This is a genomic window from Streptomyces sp. NPDC058001 (genome assembly GCF_042886315.1).
Lineage (GTDB): Bacteria > Actinomycetota > Actinomycetes > Streptomycetales > Streptomycetaceae > Streptomyces.
Genome location: NZ_JBHVQT010000005.1, coordinates 462,255 through 476,425 on the forward strand (window position 1 = coordinate 462,255; position 14,171 = coordinate 476,425).

Genomic DNA, 14,171 nt, shown 5'->3' on the forward strand with positions numbered 1-14,171 from the left:
CCGGACGTCGAACCTTGGCGAGGTCTGCTTGAGTGACGCCGACGATGACGAATTCCACACCTTCGTGACCGGCCGCTGGCCCAGCCTGTTGCGCACCGCGTATCTGCTGACCGGCAGCCACCACGACGCCGAGGACCTGGCCCAGAGCGCCCTGGCCCGTGCCTACGTGAAGTGGGAGAAGGTGCGGCACAGCGACGACATGGCCGCGTACGTCCGCAAGATCATGATTCACGTGCACGCGGACGGGTTCCGCCGGCGGGCCGTCCGGGAATGGTTCACTGCCCGGCTTCCGGAGACGGCGGTGGCCGACCGGACCGCCCAGGTAGAGCACCGGGGCGCACTCGTCGACGCGCTCGCCAGGCTGCCGCTGCGACAGCGGTCCGCGGTGGTGCTCCGCTACTTCGAGGACATGACCCCCGCCCAGATCGCCGCGGCCATGGGAACGCGGGAAAGCACCGTACGCAGCCAGATCACGCGTGGTCTGGCTGGGCTCCGCGAGGACGGCGTCCTGGCCGCTCTGACCGGACGCCCCCAGGAGGCCCCTGAGCACCCGAGCGCCCCGGTCGCGCTGAAAGGAATGCCCCGATGAACCAGGACGAGACTCTGGCCACGGCGCTCCACGAGGCCGCGGCAGGCGTACCGGTGGGAACGGCCCCCACGGCGGCCGTGATGCGCCGGGGAAAGATGATCCGCCGACGTCACAAGGCGATACGTGCTGCCGCCGCGACGGCAGCAGTTCTCGTCCCGGTGGTCGGCGTGGCGTACTCCGCGACCTTTGATTCCTCGCCCACGCCCCCGGTTCCCGCGGCGTCCGATGCGGCACCGTGGGCCGTGAAGGTGGTGAATCCGGGTGAGAAGGTGATGCTCGGCCGTGACGGCACGATGTGGCTGACCGAGCAGGGCATGTTTCTGCGGCCGAAGGCGTCGGTATCCGCCGGGGAGCGGTTGATGAAGCCGGCTGAGGTGCCCGAAGGAAAGGTCTCCGTCACCGCCGCCGGCGATGGCGGCGGCACCGTCTGGGGCGGCGTCTATCGCGGCCCCGCAACGCCCACCGAGGTGACCTTGTCCCTGGGCGGCCGGACCGTGAGCGCCCGTATCGTCACGCTCCCCGGCCGCCCCGGATGGGTCGCCTTCCACGCGGATGACGCCCATGCCTGGGCGGACGACATCACCGTCACCGTCAAGGGTGCCGACGGCGCGATCCTGGCGTCGCTGGCCAAGTCCGGCAAGCGGTGATCCGTCCGGCGCAACCCAGCGGCCCATGAGAGTCATGGAGCCGTTCTCAACTCCGGGCAGCGGAGCGTCCGTCCCGGCCGACTGCACCCGTCAGCGGAAAGTGAACTTCTGATCGCGGGACCCGTTGCACCGCCACAGGATCAGAGGCGTGTTGTTGGCGTGCTTTCCGCCCTTCACCGCCAGGCACTTGTCGCGGTGGCCGCCCGCGTACGGGAAGATCTTGCAGTGGCGCTGCCCTGAGTCGCAGTTGAACAGGAAGCCTTGGTTCGCGCGGCCGTTGCAGTTCCAGAGGATGAGCTGTGTGCCCTTGCGGTAGTTCCCCGGGATGTCCACGCAGAGGTTCATGTTCTGCGCCGGATGGATCCGGTAGGCGTTGTAGATGTCGAGTGCTTCGACGTACCACTTCTGGTTCTTCGACCCGACGCAGCGGTACTGGTCCACCTTCGCTCCCTTGCGTACGCCGCCATGGGCGGTGACGCAGGGGCCGCTGAAGTGCTCCGGCAGCCATTGGTAAGTGCCGGGGAAGCGCGGCGCGTTCTACGCCGTCCGGGCTGCCTGTGCTGTCGTGGAGGCGGAAGGCCGCGCCTGGGCGGGGGCTGCCGCGACCAGTCCGCCGACCACCGTGATCGCCGCCGCGGTGAGCGCGAGCGGCTTGTAGACCCGCATGATCCCGATTCCCTTCTCCTTCAGTGAGCTGTTTCGATGTGCTGTGCGACTTCGCGACGTGTTGGACGACTTCTCGACCGGTCACCCGGGAAGTCAGGCACGTCGCGGCTTGAAGTTCTGGTCCGTCGCCCCGCTGCACCGCCACTGGATCAGGGGCGCCCGGTTGGCCGTACTGCCGCCCTTGATGGCCAGACAGAGCCTGCTGTGCTGGGGCCGGAGGGTCTCGCGGACGCCGATGAACGTCTGGTCCAGCGCGCCGTTGCAGTTCCACTGGATGACGGGCGCTCCCTTGCGCTTGCTCCCGCCCTTGACGCTCATGCACCGTCCGCTGTGGCGTGCCTGCAACTGGAAGCCGGTGTTCTGAGTGGAGGCGCGCCACTGCTGGTTGTGCTTGTGCACGCAGGAGTACTGGTTGACGGGAGCGCCGTTCCGGCTGCTGTTGCCATCTACAGTCAGGCACTTTCCGCTGTGCCGGTTGACGATGTAGTTGTATCCGGCGCTCGCGGGGACCAGCGCGAGATCGTCGTTGAGCGCGACGACATGCGACGACGCCGTGGGGTTGATGTCCGCGTGCGCGGTGGGTGCGCTCAGGGCCAGGCCGGCCGCCGTCGCCGTGGTCGTCAGGGCCCATGCCACACGCTTGAGTGAGTTCACAGCTTTCCTTTCCGTTGTGCCCCGGCGTGAGCACGGCCGCGGAGAGGCGGCCGGGTCTCTGGTGTTCGCTGAGGTCTTTGGTGTGCGCCGAGTGGCTCGTGGTTCGTGGATGGTCCGGGCAGTCCGCCCCCCCCGGGTGCTCTGTCCATGTCTCGGCGTGACGTCTGTCTGCCGTCGGCACGAGCGTGCTGGATGAACAGGGCGCGAATCCACGGGCGTTGAGCAGCCTGAGACGTCTCGGGACGTCCCGGGCCGTGACCTGCGCAGACGCGGTCGGGGAGGGTGTTCCCGGGAAAGTGACGGGCGCTTCGAGTCGTCTGCCGGTACGGCCGGACCCGAGCACACGAGAGTGACGCGGAAGGCGAACGCCCCACATGAGGCGCCGAACGCGTACAGACTGACAGGCGTCCTGGTCGTGCGGCGTTCCGCAGCCCGCGGCGGATCCGACAGCGGGCGAGGAGGCACGGTGAGGTGGAAGGCGCTGCCCAGGTCGCTTGATCCGCAGGCGCGGCAACTCGTGGTGGAGCTGCGGCGGCTGAAGGACCACAGTGAGCTGAGCCTGACGTCGCTCCAGGCGAAGACGCCTTTCAGCAGGTCCTCGTGGGAGCGGTATCTCAACGGGAACGCGCCGCCGCCTCGCGTCGCCGTCGAAGCGCTGGCGAGGATGGCCGGTGCGGATGTCACGCCGTTGCTGGCCTTGCGGGATGCCGCCGAGGAGAACTGGGCCGCCGCCGCGGTGACGTCGGCGGAAAGTGGTTCGGCAGCGAGGTCGGAGGCCCGATCGGTAGGGCGTTCGGCAGGGCGGGAGCGGGATCCGGAGCCGGAGATCCGGGTAGCGGCACTGTCCCTCGCCGCGGGTGCGCTGCTGCTGTCCGCGATCACCTCGGTCCTGCTGATCACCGCCCCCTGGCGGGAGCCCACCCCAGAGACCGGCGGCGCGGGCGTGGGCAAGTACACGTGCGCCTACGCCCGGCACGGCGACCAGTTGTTCGCCGGGAACAGCGCCACCACGTCCCGCCTGGTCATGCGCAACGCGACAGGCCCCGACGCCGCCGAAGTGCAGTGCCTGCTCCTACGCCACAAGCTGTCACCCGGTGAGGTGGACGGATACTTCGGCGCCCGTACGGAGGCGGAGGTCAAGCGATTGCAGCGCCAGGACCATGTACCCGCCGACGGGATGGTCGGCGAGCAGGCATGGGCGTTACTACGGCATGTGGATTAGACGACGATGAGGAAGAGGACCGGGGGAATGGCGCACTCTGCGGCTCGGTGGCGGGAGCTGCCCCAAGATCTGCCCGCCGCCTGCTCACGTCTCGTCACCGACCTGCGCGACCTGAAGGACAGCAGCGGCCTCACTCTCACCGAACTGGCGCGAGCCACACCGATCAGCAAGTCGTCCTGGGAGCGATACCTCAACGGCAAACAGTTCCCGCCGCGGCACGCCGTTAGAGCCCTGTGCCGGGCAGCGCATCGGACCGAGGACGAACTCCTGGCGCGGTGGGCACTGGCGGACGCGGCCTGGAGCGGACGCGGCCATACGACGTCCTCCGGTTCCGAAGGGGCATCCCCGCTGCCTTCCGACAGCGATGCCGCCGTACTTGACGGCCCGCTTACCGCACAACTCGTCGGCCGAGCACGCAAGTTGCTGCTGGTGGCATCCGCAGTGATCGACAAGCGGCCCATGAGCACAGCGGCCGGGATCATCCTGGTGTGCGCGGCGATGGTGACGCCCGCCGCCGTCATCCATGCGTCCCGCACCACTACGTCACGGACGGCCACCCGCCCGCCCGTATGCCAGTTGCGGTCGTGCGAGGGCCGGAACCCGCGTACGACGGCGTGTGAGGATCCCGTCACCACGGCGTCCCACACGGCAGCCGACGGCACCCGGCTCGAAATCCGGCTCAGCCCGAGCTGCCGGGCCGGATGGATCCGCGCTTGGCCCACGCATCCCGGCTTCCGCATCGACATCTCCGGCCCCGACGCACACCCCCAGAGCACCGTCGGGACAGCACGGCCGGCCGGCAACGAAGTTACGACGACGGCCATGATCGCCGCCCCTCGCCCCGCGAACTTACGCGCGTGCTACCGACCCTCCTCCGGCCGCCCCGAAAGGGAGTGCTTCGGCAGCACCGACTGACCGAGCGGTGACCGGTCACCGCGTGGTGGTTGCTGGTGGGGACCGTGTGGTGCCGGCGTCAGATGGCCGGTGTGCTGTGCGCTGCCCGGTAGCGCGACGGTGGTGTTCCGAAGCTGCTGACGAACGCCTGGCGGAGCGTTTCAGCGGTTTTGAAGCCGCACTGTGCGGCCACGCTCGCCACGGGCAGTGAGGCGGACGTCAGGAGGTGAACGGCAGCTTCGGTGCGTGCGTCGCGGACGTATCGGCCCGGTGTCTTTCCCAGGTGGTCGAGGAACAGCCGAGTCAGGTGGCGTTCACTCACCCCGACGCGGGCTGCCAGTGCAGTCGCGGTCAGGTGGCCGGCGATGCGGTCGACGGTTCGCGCGACCACGCTGTTCGTCGGTGCCGGGGTGGCGGTGAACATGCTCATCTGCGCCTGGTTGAACGGCCGTTGCGGATAGGTGACCAGGCTGCGGGCCACGGCGCGCGCCAACTCCGCGCCGTGGTCCTCGTTGATGAAGGCCAGTCCGACTTGCCGAGCCTCCATCACCGGCTCGGGAAGTCGAATGCGGTCATGGCCGTGGCCCGGGCCACGGTCATGACCGCGTGCAGGTGCATCTGGCGCGGTGGCCGGCGCCCCCGGGAACCTGCGGGCCCGCCCGACTGTGCGCGGCGCGCGAACGGTTCTCAGAGATGCTGACGAAGGCCGACCTGGACGTCAGCCGACGAGCTGTCGCTGAACTGCCTGGGCGTCGATCAGATAGTTCATCTCGTAGAAGCGCCCGTCACGGACCTTGTGGAAGGCGTATTCGCCGTACTCGACCGTGGCGCCGGTGGGGGGCAGACCGAACCACTCCTTCGCGGGCGTCCCCTTGTTGAACAGACGAGCCGCCACGCGATCACCCTCGACGGCGAGGTCCTGGACCCGCCAGGTGAAGTCCGGCACCGCGTCGCCATGCCCCTCCAACTCGGCGATGACGTCGTCCCGCGTGACCGGTCGGCCGTTCATGACGAGCTCGTCGTGAATGAATTCGGTCATGCGCTGAAACTCGTGAGCGTTGAGTGCGTCGATGTAGCGCTGGAAAAACTCGCGCAGGTCGGTGTCGGACATGATGGCCTTTCGGTCGCTCTGGATTTCGGGTTGTGTCATTCGGGTCGCGTACGCCGATGTCAGATCTGGTTCTCGCCGCCGTCGACGTACAGGTTGGCGCCGAGGATGAAGCTGCTCCGCCCGGAGGCGAGGAAGGCCACCGCGTCGGCGACCTCGTCGGGGCGCCCGATCCGGCCCAGCGGGACACCCGCGACGAACTGGTCCTTGGTGACGGGCGCGTCTCCCTCGGCCACGGCGTCGACCGCGGGAGTGTCGATGGTGCCCGGGGAGATCGCGTTGACCCGGATGCCGCGATCCTTGAGCTCGTTGGCCCAGGTGCGGGCGAAGGACCGTATCGCCGCCTTGGAGGCCGCGTACGTGCCGAACGCCGTGACACCGTCGTCGGCGCGCACCGAGGAGTTGAGGATCACCGACGCGCCGTCGTTGAGCAGCGGCAGCGCCTTCTGCACCGTGAACAGCGTGCCCCGTACGTTGACGCCGAAGGTCTCGTCGAAGTGGTCCTCAGTGACTTGCTCAAGTGTCGCGAACGACGCGGTTCCGGCGTTGGCGAACACGATGTCCAGGCCGCGGCCCCGGGCGCGGACCGTGTCGTAGAGCCGGTCCAGGTCGGCCAGGCTGGAGATGTCGCCCACCACAGCGGTGGCCGCCGCCGGGCCGATGGTCTCGATGGCCGCGTCCAGCAAAGTCTTGCGCCGGCCGGTGATGAACACGTGCGCGCCCTCGGCCGCCAGTCGAACGGCGGCGGCCAGGCCGATCCCGCTGCTGCCGCCGGTGACGACGGCGGTCTTGCCTTCGAGCTGCGCCATGATCAAGACCTCCACAGATTCGGTACCGATCGGTACCGAATGAGACCGTAACATCTTTCGCACCGACCGGTACAGAAGGGGTACGATCGACGGCATGGAGACGGGACAGAAGGCGTCGATCGGCCGGCCGAGGGGATTCGACACCGAGGAAGCCCTCGAACGCGCCATGCGGGTCTTCTGGGAACAGGGCTACGAAGGCGCCAGCCTCACCGACCTGACCGGCGCCATGGGTATCAACCGCACCAGCATGTACGCGGCTTTCGGCAACAAGGAGGACCTGTTCCGGAAGTGCCTGGAGCGCTACACGGAGGGCCCCGCCTCATACGGGGCCCGTGCCCTGCGGGAACCGACCGCCCGTCAGGTGGCCACCGCGCTGCTCAACGGCGCAGTCCGGGCCACCACCGGCATCGGCAGCCCCGCCGGGTGCCTCGGTGTCCAGGGATCCCTCGCCGCCGGTGAGCCGGGAAGCAACGCCCGCGACGCACTCGTCGCCTGGCGCGACGAGCACGTCTCACTCCTCCGCGACCGCTTCCAGCAGGCCGTCGACGAAGGCGACCTGCCTCCCGACGCCGATCCCGGCCTGCTCGCCCGTCACCTCATGACCGTGGCGAACGGCATCGCCGTCCAGGCCGCCAGCGGCATCACTCGCGACGTCCTCCAGCAGGTGGCCGACATGACCTTGCGAAGCTGGCCACCCGCCACGGGCCCGGCTCAGCCGGACGCCTGAGCCGGCACCGCCCGCTTTGTCCGGAGGGGCAGACGGTCTTCGCCGGGTCCTCGACTCGTGCTCGAATGCCGGCGAGGCGGCAGGAGTCGGTGCATCGCCGTACGTCGAGCTGTCGTATGTGGACGCCGTACGTCAGCGGCAGCGGCGTCCGCTGGACTGTGTGACGGCTCGGTTCGAGGACGCGGCTCCGATACGGCCTTTCCGTTGGTCGCGTCGTGAGCGCCCCTTCGCTGGCCGGTACTGGGCGGCGACGACCGGGCAGCACGTGGGCTTCGAGTCCTGGCTGGAGCGGGACCGGCTTCTGCTCATGCTGACGGCGATGGTCGATATCGCGACGAGGTCGATCACGGCGGCGGTGCTGCGGCCGACCACCAAGGCCGCGGACACCTCCGCGCTGCTGGCCCGCAGCGTCACCCCGGAGGCAATGCGGCCCGGCTGGTCAGAGGCGGCCCTGCGTATGTCCCGTTCGGTGCCGCCGCATCGGCGGCTGCTCCTCGACCGGGCCCGCCACCCGAACGTCAACGACCGCATCCCGGTGCTCTGCATCACCGTTCCGCCCCCAGCGTCCGCCCGCATGGGTCGCGGCCGAGTTCGCGCGCTTCCTGGGACCGCCGGTCCGGCCAGATCAAACATGACCGACATCATCGAAACGGTGGTCGGCGTCTGCACGGACACCCGCACCGGCCTGGTCATCGTCGCCGAAATCCACAACGTCTCGCAGGTCACACGGGCCGGGGCCGAGGTCGCCGACACCTTGAAGTACTCCTCAGAGCGCATCCCCGCGACGTTCGTCTACGCGGGCATCAACCTCGACACCAGCGAGCTCCTTGCCGGCACACGGGGCGCCCAGATCGCGGACCGCAGCTCGCGTCACGGGGATCAACACTCGTCTTCGTCGCCGAAGTCGTAGGGCGGAATGGTCCATCGCACCACCATCGTTCCCGCCTCGTCGGCTTCGAGCGTCACCGAATAGACCTGGCCGGCGTCCCGCTCGCCGTGGTGCCTGATCGAGTGGTCACCCTGGTCCCAGTCGATGCCGAGCACCTGGCAACCGCCGACGTCGATCGCACCGACATGGAGCGGATGGTGCCACCCGGCCCGCTGGAAGCGGTGGAAATCAGTGTGCTCGTCGACCGAGACCATGAGGCCCTTGCCATGGAGGCGGTCGCGCCAGGCGACGAGTTCGGCCGCACGTGCGGCCGCCTCAGCCACCGGAAGGTCCAGCCAACCGTGTGGCCCGTCGACGCCGTACCGCGCGATCCGCTCACCACCGAACTGCGCATGTGCGTCGTCCGCGTACCGGCCCCAGTAGAAGACATCGGCGAGCCCGTCGGCCGGCTCGTCGTCCATTCCCGTCCACGCGTCCAGCCCCGCGGCGTCGCCGACAACCATGCCGCACCGGTCGACGGGCAGGTCCCCGAGCCGGACCGGCGCCGACCGGTTCGCGGGCTCCGGCCACGGAAGACCGAGACTGATCTCCAGGGTCGCGATCGTCGGTTCCTCGTCGAACGGAGACGGCGAGGTGCTCGCCCGCACCGTCAAAGGCCGGTCATCGGCTGCCGGAACCGCGATCGCCTCGCACAACCCCTCACGAAGATGGCCTCCTCCCGTCGCCGCAGCCGCCCTGGCACGCTCGGACAGGGGCTGGCCCAGTTCCCGCCACTGGTCGATCCACCCGGCCATGCCGAGGACCAGCACACCCGACGGCGCATTGACCTTCCCAAGGTCTACGAAGTTCTCAGACATGCGCCGATTGTGCCTTCCCAGTACGACAACCGTCCGAGCAGGATGTCAGTGCCTGCCGCTGGAGCTTCCGCGCTGCGTTGGGCACCTTGCCACCCGGTGCCGGCTTCATTCGGCGGCCGGGCGCCCACGCTGTCTCACGGAAGATAATCCGTCCAGGTCAGCCCAATGCCGGTGATTTAGTGCATCGGCGCAGGTGGGCGCCATGCTGATGGTGGTTCTGCGTGAGTAGGCACCGGGGGTGCATGACGAGTTCTGCCCCGATCTGATGATGCGCCAGATGATGTCAGGACATGGCAACGGGACTCCCGGTAGGACAGAAGATCGACTGTTCTTGAGTTAGCTCAGGGTCGGTTGACGAGATCCCGGCGATCATGATGATCGCTCGGGATCTTTGTCGTTTCCGGGGGCTGTTCACATCTGTTCGGCGGTCACGGCTGTGGGCCTGAAGCCCTTGGCGAGCATGTAGGTGCCGACAGAGAGCTCCCAGGCGGCGACGGGCACGGTGGCGAGGAACGACCACGCGGAGAGCTGGTCGTTGTGGCCGAAGAAGGTTGCGATGCCGGCTGTCAGGAGCAGAGGGGCTCCGATGAGGCCCATGGCGGGGATGAAACGTGGCACCAGCCGGGACCGGTACAGCAGCGTGCCGAACAGTAGCGCGTTGATGCAGGACATGAAGCCGGGGCCCAGCAGGAACGTCCAGTCGCGGGCGGCCACGAGCGCCCGTCCGGTGGTGACCAGTGTCGCCGTGTCCTCGCCGGTCGTGCCTGCGAGGTCCTGGCGCAGGGTGACCACGGACAGCAGGCTCACCACACCGATCAGGATGATCCCGGCCTCGACCAGGCGCGCGGTGAGGAAGCCCAGTGCCAGCGACTCGTTGATCCGTTTGACGACGGGGAAGACCGCGACGGCGGTACCGATGCAGGCCAAAGCGGTCACCACGTCGAGCAGACAACCCCACAGCACGCGGGTGTCGGCGCGGGTGCCGACGATGTAGTCGGTGTGGTCCAGGACAGGGGCGATCAGCAGCAGTGCGGGGATGGAAGCCAGGAAGGTGATCAGGTAGAGCGCTCCTGCCGCGCGGGCGTGGTTCCTCGTCCAGTCGGTCTGTGCCCGCGTGGCTGCGGCCGTTGGCGTGGTGGTGGTCATGTCAGTCTCCGGGTTCTGAGTTCTCGGGTGTCCGGGGTTGGGGCGTCGTCGGGTCGTTTTCCCGTGGGCCGGTCTCCACGCGGGCGACCGAGACCAAGGGGAGGCCAACGTCGCGCAGCCTGTTCAGCAGGCCATGAAGTGCCGCCTGGTCCACGACGGGGCCGTACAGGAGGGTTGTCCCGTCGCTGCCGGCGGTGAGGGTCATGCCGTCGAACCAGGTTGCCCACCGGGGGTCGAGGTGGCCCTGAAGGCGGATCTCGTACAAGCCGGGACGACTCTCCTGAGAGCCGGTCGTCGGGGTGTCCATGACGCTCCTTGTGCCTTGCGTGTCCGGAAGGCGACTGCAAGGTCGCAAGCAGTGTGGTGAGCGGGCATCACCACATGTGATGACCGAGGTGGTGATTTTGTTGCCAGGCCCTCAAGAGCCCCTTTCTCATCGGCCGGGTGCGCGGGAGATGAGGTTGAGGCGTCCGGCCATACGCACCGCGTCCCGCCGGTTGTTGACTCCGAGCTTGGTGTAGATGTGCCTGGTGTGAGTGCGCAGGGTGTTCACGGACACCCGGAGGTGACGGGCGATGTCCGGGCCGCCGAGGTCGCCGGCGAGCAGCCGGAGTACCTCCAACTCGCGGTCGCTCAACGGCTCGACGAGCTCGTGCCGCATGGCCGCGGACGACGGGCCCGTTTCCCCGCCGGTGGAGCCACCGATCTGTGTGGCCGCGTCCAGGAGTCGGCACGGGTATGCCCAGTTGGGCCGTTGCCTCACCAGGGTTCTGAGAAGCGTGGCGATCGGCGGTCCGTCGTCGACGAAGACGCGGACGTGGCCCTGCGGTTCGGCCAGGGTCAGGGCCCGCTCCAGGGCGGCGAGGGCGGCGGGGGCGTCGCCGTGGGCGTTGTGGGCACGTGCCTGCAGTACGAGGATCTCGATGGCGCTGGCCGTGCGTCCGCCGGTCTCGGCGGCCGTGAGGAGTCGTCGGAGAAACGGGGCGACGGCGCTCGGCGCGGATTCGGAGCGGTCGGCCGTGTGTGCGGCGAGCAGGATCCGAGCCAGGGTGATGTGCTCGTACTCGCGTACATAGGACAGTTCGTCGTCAGTGGTCAGGCACTGTCGGCGGGCCCAAGCGAGGGCCTCGCCCAGGTCGCCGTGGGTGAGCAGCAGCCGTACCCGGGTGGCCGGGACCGGTCGTACGTTCGGGGAGAGGTCGCCGGTGTAAGACGCGCTCCGCTTCCTCAAGCAGGTCCAGGGCGCCGGCCTGGTCACCCTCGGCGTCCAGGATCCGGGCCTTTGCGACCCGCCAGCGGTAGGGGTGCTGCGGCAGCCCGGCAAGCTCACCGAGTTCCTGCGCTCGCTGCAGATGTCTGGTCGCGGCCGCGGCGTCTCCCCGTTCCCAGGCGATCTGACTCAGCCCGACATACATGTCCGGTGTGCCCCGCAGGGTGCCCGGTTCCTCGGAGGTCAGCCGCAGCGCCCGCTCGTAGGTGTGCTGCGCGTCGGCCAGCCGGCCCTGGGTGATGCGGATGTCGGCCAGCGTGATCGAGCACCCCAGGACGTCGGCGACATACCCTGCCCGTCGCAGACCTTCGGCGGCGGCGGAGTAGGCCGCGTGGGCGGCGTCCAGGTCGCCGCTGCCCCAACTGGCAAGTCCTGACAGGGCCGATGCCGCGGCCCGGATCACGTGATCGTCCGCGGCCGCGCGGTCGATGGCCCGGCCCGCGTGGGTCACGGTCGCGGACGGGTCGCCTTGCGCCAGTGCGAGGGCGGAGCGGTACATCTCGATCCTGCCGGGCAGCCGGGCCAGCGCACCCCGGTCGGCCACGACCAACTCGGCGGCCGATCCCTCCTGCTCGCAGCCGGTGAGGAGCCGCTCGACCTCTTGCAGACGGTCCTCGACCCCCTCGAACTCGCCGCGGGTCATGAGCGCGCCGACCAGGCCCACGGCGAGCACAGGGCGGACGCGCACGATGTCATCCGGAAGGTCCTTGATCCAGCCGCAGATGGTGGCTTCCTGCCTGTCTCGCTGCAGGACCGGAATCGCACGCTCGACAAGGTCGGCTGCCCGGTCGACTTCTCCCGCCTCAAGTGCGTGACTGACCGCCGGCACCAGCTCGCCGGCCTCGGCGTACCACTGGCTGGCTCGGCGGTGCAGGCTCGCGACCTCGCTGGGGCGCTCGTCGGCCAAGTGCGTGCGAAGGACGTCCGCGAAGAGATGGTGATAGCGGTACCAGCGGCGCCTGTCGTCGAGCCGTCCGACGAACAGATTGGCCCGGTCGAGGGCTTCGAGCATGGCCCTGCCGTTTCGGCGTCCGGTGACGGCGTCGCACAGCGGGCCGTGGAGGCGGCCCAGGACGGACGTCCGGAGCAGGAAGTCGCGCACGTCATCGCTTTGGCGTGCCAGGACCTCTTCGACCAGGTAGTCGACGACGTAGCGGTCGTCTCCGGCGAAGCCGGCGATGAAGCCCGAGACGTCTTCGCGCCCTTGGAGCGAGAGCGCCGCCAACTGGAGCGCGGCGATCCAGCCCTCGGTGCGCTGCTCCAGCGCTTCGACGTCCCCTGCGATCAGGTTCAGCCCGGCGGCCTTGTTGAGGTAGACCGCGACCTCGTCGGGGGTGAAGCGGAGGTCGGCGGCGCGCAGCTCGACCAGTTCGCCGCGGGCGCGAAGTCGAGCGAGCGGCAGTACCGGGTCGGCGCGGGTGCAGATCATCAGGTGCACCCGCGGCGGAAGGTGTTCGAGCAGGAACGTCATGCCCGCCTGAATGTCCGGAGTGTCGACGAGATGATAGTCGTCGAGGATCAGATCGAGCGGGTTTGTCAGGGCGCCGAGTTCATTGATTACGGTGGCCAGTACGGTCTCGATCGCCGTCTGGGCCGACTGCAACAGCGGAAGGGCACTGGCGGCCACGCCTGGCGCAGCCCGCTGCAGGGCGGTGACCAAGTAGGCCCAGAATGACGCGGGTTGGCTGTCGCGTGCGTCGAGGGACAGCCACGCCACACTCCGTTGGCCGGCGGCTGCGCCCTGAACCCACTCCGCCACCACCGTCGTCTTGCCGAAGCCGGCCGGGGCCGACACCAGGGTCATCCTCGACCTCGACCCGCGCCTCAGGATTTCGCCCAGGCGGGGGCGCGCCACCACGCCGTGTCGAACCTGGGGGCGGTACAGCTTGGTCTCGATCAGGGGGCTTGCCACAAGAGGTCCCCTCCCGCGCATTCGAGCCGGTGCACACGAAGGTACGACATCCCGCAATGGCGGGGTGCATCAGCCGCAGCCGGAAGAGGACTTCCAGAGTGCCCGAGATTGAACCATGCCCGGGCCCCGCCCGTTGGGGAAGTATCCGGCCTGACCGGATCGGGCGAGCGGAGCGCACGGGCAGCAGCGGGCGGGTGGAGGACCGCCCCGGTCACCGTTGCTGGTCTTGGTGGCGACTAAATCGATTACGGGAAGTAGCACGCATGTCAGATGAGGGTCGGGGGAATTTCGCCTCGAACAATCCTTACGGGGACGAGTATCGGCGCCAATGGAGTCAGGAGGCGGGAGCAGGACAAACTCCGCTGGGCAGCGGCCCGATCGACCCTGAGCTCGCGCAACAGATTATGGCCCAGGAAGCCAGACGGTATCTGGCGCGGACGGAACCGCCGCAGATGAATCCGGACCAGGCGCGGCCGGCACGGCCGGGGGCGACACTGCCTGACTACCGCGAAGAGGCCGCTACCTGGGAGCGGCCCTCGGGCACCTGGGTGGCCGCAGTCGACCAGGATGCTCAGGACCAGTTGCGGGAGCGGGACCGGCAACAAGGTAGGGGGACGCCTACAGCGGAAGACCCCAACCAGCGGGACTTCCAAACCATGGATCCGGCCCAGGCAGCGGCTGCGGCAGCAGGGACGTGGCAACAGCCGTCGGCCCCGGCTCAGTCTTCGGCGTACTCGCAGAGCTATCAGGGTAGTCAGCCCCACGGGTATACGGGGGATCA

General features: G+C 68.8%; 16 protein-coding genes and 1 pseudogene. 6 read left to right on the forward strand and 11 right to left on the reverse strand.

Going from position 1 to position 14,171, the window contains the following annotated elements:
- Window positions 1–28: 28 nt before the first annotated feature.
- Together ACFVT5_RS14875 and ACFVT5_RS14880 are read left to right on the forward strand one after the other, a co-directional pair.
- Window positions 29–589: a SigE family RNA polymerase sigma factor gene (locus tag ACFVT5_RS14875; RefSeq protein ID WP_389886354.1), complete on the forward strand. Its 561-nt coding sequence runs from the start codon at window positions 29–31 to the stop codon at window positions 587–589.
- Entirely contained in the window at window positions 586–1,236 is a 651-nt protein-coding gene (locus ACFVT5_RS14880) for a hypothetical protein (RefSeq protein WP_389886357.1), read from the forward strand. The genes ACFVT5_RS14875 and ACFVT5_RS14880 overlap by 4 nt, the downstream gene beginning before the upstream one ends.
- 90 nt (window positions 1,237–1,326) lie before the next feature.
- On the opposite strand, the gene ACFVT5_RS14885 is transcribed toward ACFVT5_RS14880, so the two are convergent.
- The 3 genes from ACFVT5_RS14885 to ACFVT5_RS14895 all read right to left on the reverse strand — a co-directional run bounded on the left by ACFVT5_RS14885 (window position 1,327) and on the right by ACFVT5_RS14895 (window position 2,556).
- Window positions 1,327–1,740: an RICIN domain-containing protein gene (locus ACFVT5_RS14885; protein ID WP_389886684.1), complete on the reverse strand. Its 414-nt coding sequence runs from the start codon at window positions 1,738–1,740 to the stop codon at window positions 1,327–1,329.
- Window positions 1,741–1,773: 33 nt separating this feature from the next.
- Complete coding sequence (locus ACFVT5_RS14890) at window positions 1,774–1,902, reverse strand: hypothetical protein (RefSeq protein WP_389886360.1); 129 nt, start codon at window positions 1,900–1,902, stop codon at window positions 1,774–1,776.
- Window positions 1,903–1,995: 93 nt separating this feature from the next.
- Window positions 1,996–2,556, reverse strand: a complete 561-nt coding sequence (locus ACFVT5_RS14895; RefSeq protein ID WP_389886363.1) for an RICIN domain-containing protein — start codon at window positions 2,554–2,556, stop codon at window positions 1,996–1,998.
- Window positions 2,557–3,022: 466 nt separating this feature from the next.
- Here ACFVT5_RS14895 and ACFVT5_RS14900 point away from each other — a divergent pair, with 466 nt between their 5' ends.
- Both ACFVT5_RS14900 and ACFVT5_RS14905 read left to right on the forward strand, forming a co-directional pair.
- The gene (locus ACFVT5_RS14900; protein ID WP_389886366.1) at window positions 3,023–3,778 is read left to right on the forward strand and encodes a helix-turn-helix domain-containing protein; all 756 of its coding nucleotides are present in this window, start codon (window positions 3,023–3,025) and stop codon (window positions 3,776–3,778) included.
- 27 nt (window positions 3,779–3,805) lie between these two features.
- Complete coding sequence (locus tag ACFVT5_RS14905; RefSeq protein WP_389886369.1) at window positions 3,806–4,693, forward strand: helix-turn-helix domain-containing protein; 888 nt, start codon at window positions 3,806–3,808, stop codon at window positions 4,691–4,693.
- Window positions 4,694–4,751: 58 nt separating this feature from the next.
- Here ACFVT5_RS14905 and ACFVT5_RS14910 read toward each other — a convergent pair whose 3' ends face one another.
- The 3 genes from ACFVT5_RS14910 to ACFVT5_RS14920 form a co-directional block, all read right to left on the reverse strand.
- Window positions 4,752–5,219: a helix-turn-helix domain-containing protein gene (locus tag ACFVT5_RS14910; protein ID WP_389886687.1), complete on the reverse strand. Its 468-nt coding sequence runs from the start codon at window positions 5,217–5,219 to the stop codon at window positions 4,752–4,754.
- A 171-nt stretch (window positions 5,220–5,390) separates the two neighbouring features.
- On the reverse strand, window positions 5,391–5,783 hold the full coding sequence (locus ACFVT5_RS14915; RefSeq protein ID WP_385042832.1) for an ester cyclase: 393 nt from the start codon (window positions 5,781–5,783) through the stop codon (window positions 5,391–5,393).
- A gap of 59 nt (window positions 5,784–5,842) precedes the next feature.
- Window positions 5,843–6,589 carry an SDR family NAD(P)-dependent oxidoreductase gene (locus ACFVT5_RS14920; protein WP_389886374.1) on the reverse strand — a complete coding sequence of 249 codons (747 nt, stop codon included), beginning with the start codon at window positions 6,587–6,589 and terminating at the stop codon, window positions 5,843–5,845.
- A 94-nt stretch (window positions 6,590–6,683) separates the two neighbouring features.
- Here ACFVT5_RS14920 and ACFVT5_RS14925 point away from each other — a divergent pair, with 94 nt between their 5' ends.
- Together ACFVT5_RS14925 and ACFVT5_RS14930 are read left to right on the forward strand one after the other, a co-directional pair.
- Window positions 6,684–7,316, forward strand: coding sequence for a TetR/AcrR family transcriptional regulator (locus ACFVT5_RS14925; protein WP_389886376.1), 633 nt, complete (start codon window positions 6,684–6,686; stop codon window positions 7,314–7,316).
- Between the two features lie 310 nt (window positions 7,317–7,626).
- Window positions 7,627–7,809, forward strand: a pseudogene (locus ACFVT5_RS14930) (hypothetical protein); the annotation flags it as partial.
- 386 nt (window positions 7,810–8,195) lie between these two features.
- On the opposite strand, the gene ACFVT5_RS14935 reads toward ACFVT5_RS14930, so the two are convergent.
- The 5 genes from ACFVT5_RS14935 to ACFVT5_RS14955 form a co-directional block, all read right to left on the reverse strand.
- A complete protein-coding gene (locus tag ACFVT5_RS14935; protein WP_389886379.1) occupies window positions 8,196–9,062 on the reverse strand; it encodes a hypothetical protein in 867 nt (288 codons plus the stop codon).
- Between the two features lie 411 nt (window positions 9,063–9,473).
- On the reverse strand, window positions 9,474–10,208 hold the full coding sequence (locus ACFVT5_RS14940; protein ID WP_389886382.1) for a DUF4386 domain-containing protein: 735 nt from the start codon (window positions 10,206–10,208) through the stop codon (window positions 9,474–9,476).
- Window position 10,209: 1 nt separating this feature from the next.
- A complete protein-coding gene (locus ACFVT5_RS14945; protein ID WP_389886385.1) occupies window positions 10,210–10,515 on the reverse strand; it encodes a hypothetical protein in 306 nt (101 codons plus the stop codon).
- A 126-nt stretch (window positions 10,516–10,641) separates the two neighbouring features.
- Window positions 10,642–11,364 (reverse strand): LuxR C-terminal-related transcriptional regulator, encoded by a 723-nt coding sequence (locus ACFVT5_RS14950; RefSeq protein ID WP_389886690.1) that lies wholly within the window; start codon window positions 11,362–11,364, stop codon window positions 10,642–10,644.
- The gene (locus tag ACFVT5_RS14955; RefSeq protein ID WP_389886388.1) at window positions 11,297–13,273 is read right to left on the reverse strand and encodes a hypothetical protein; all 1,977 of its coding nucleotides are present in this window, start codon (window positions 13,271–13,273) and stop codon (window positions 11,297–11,299) included. Before ACFVT5_RS14955 ends, ACFVT5_RS14950 begins: the two co-directional genes overlap by 68 nt.
- Between the last annotated feature and the right edge of the window lie 898 nt (window positions 13,274–14,171).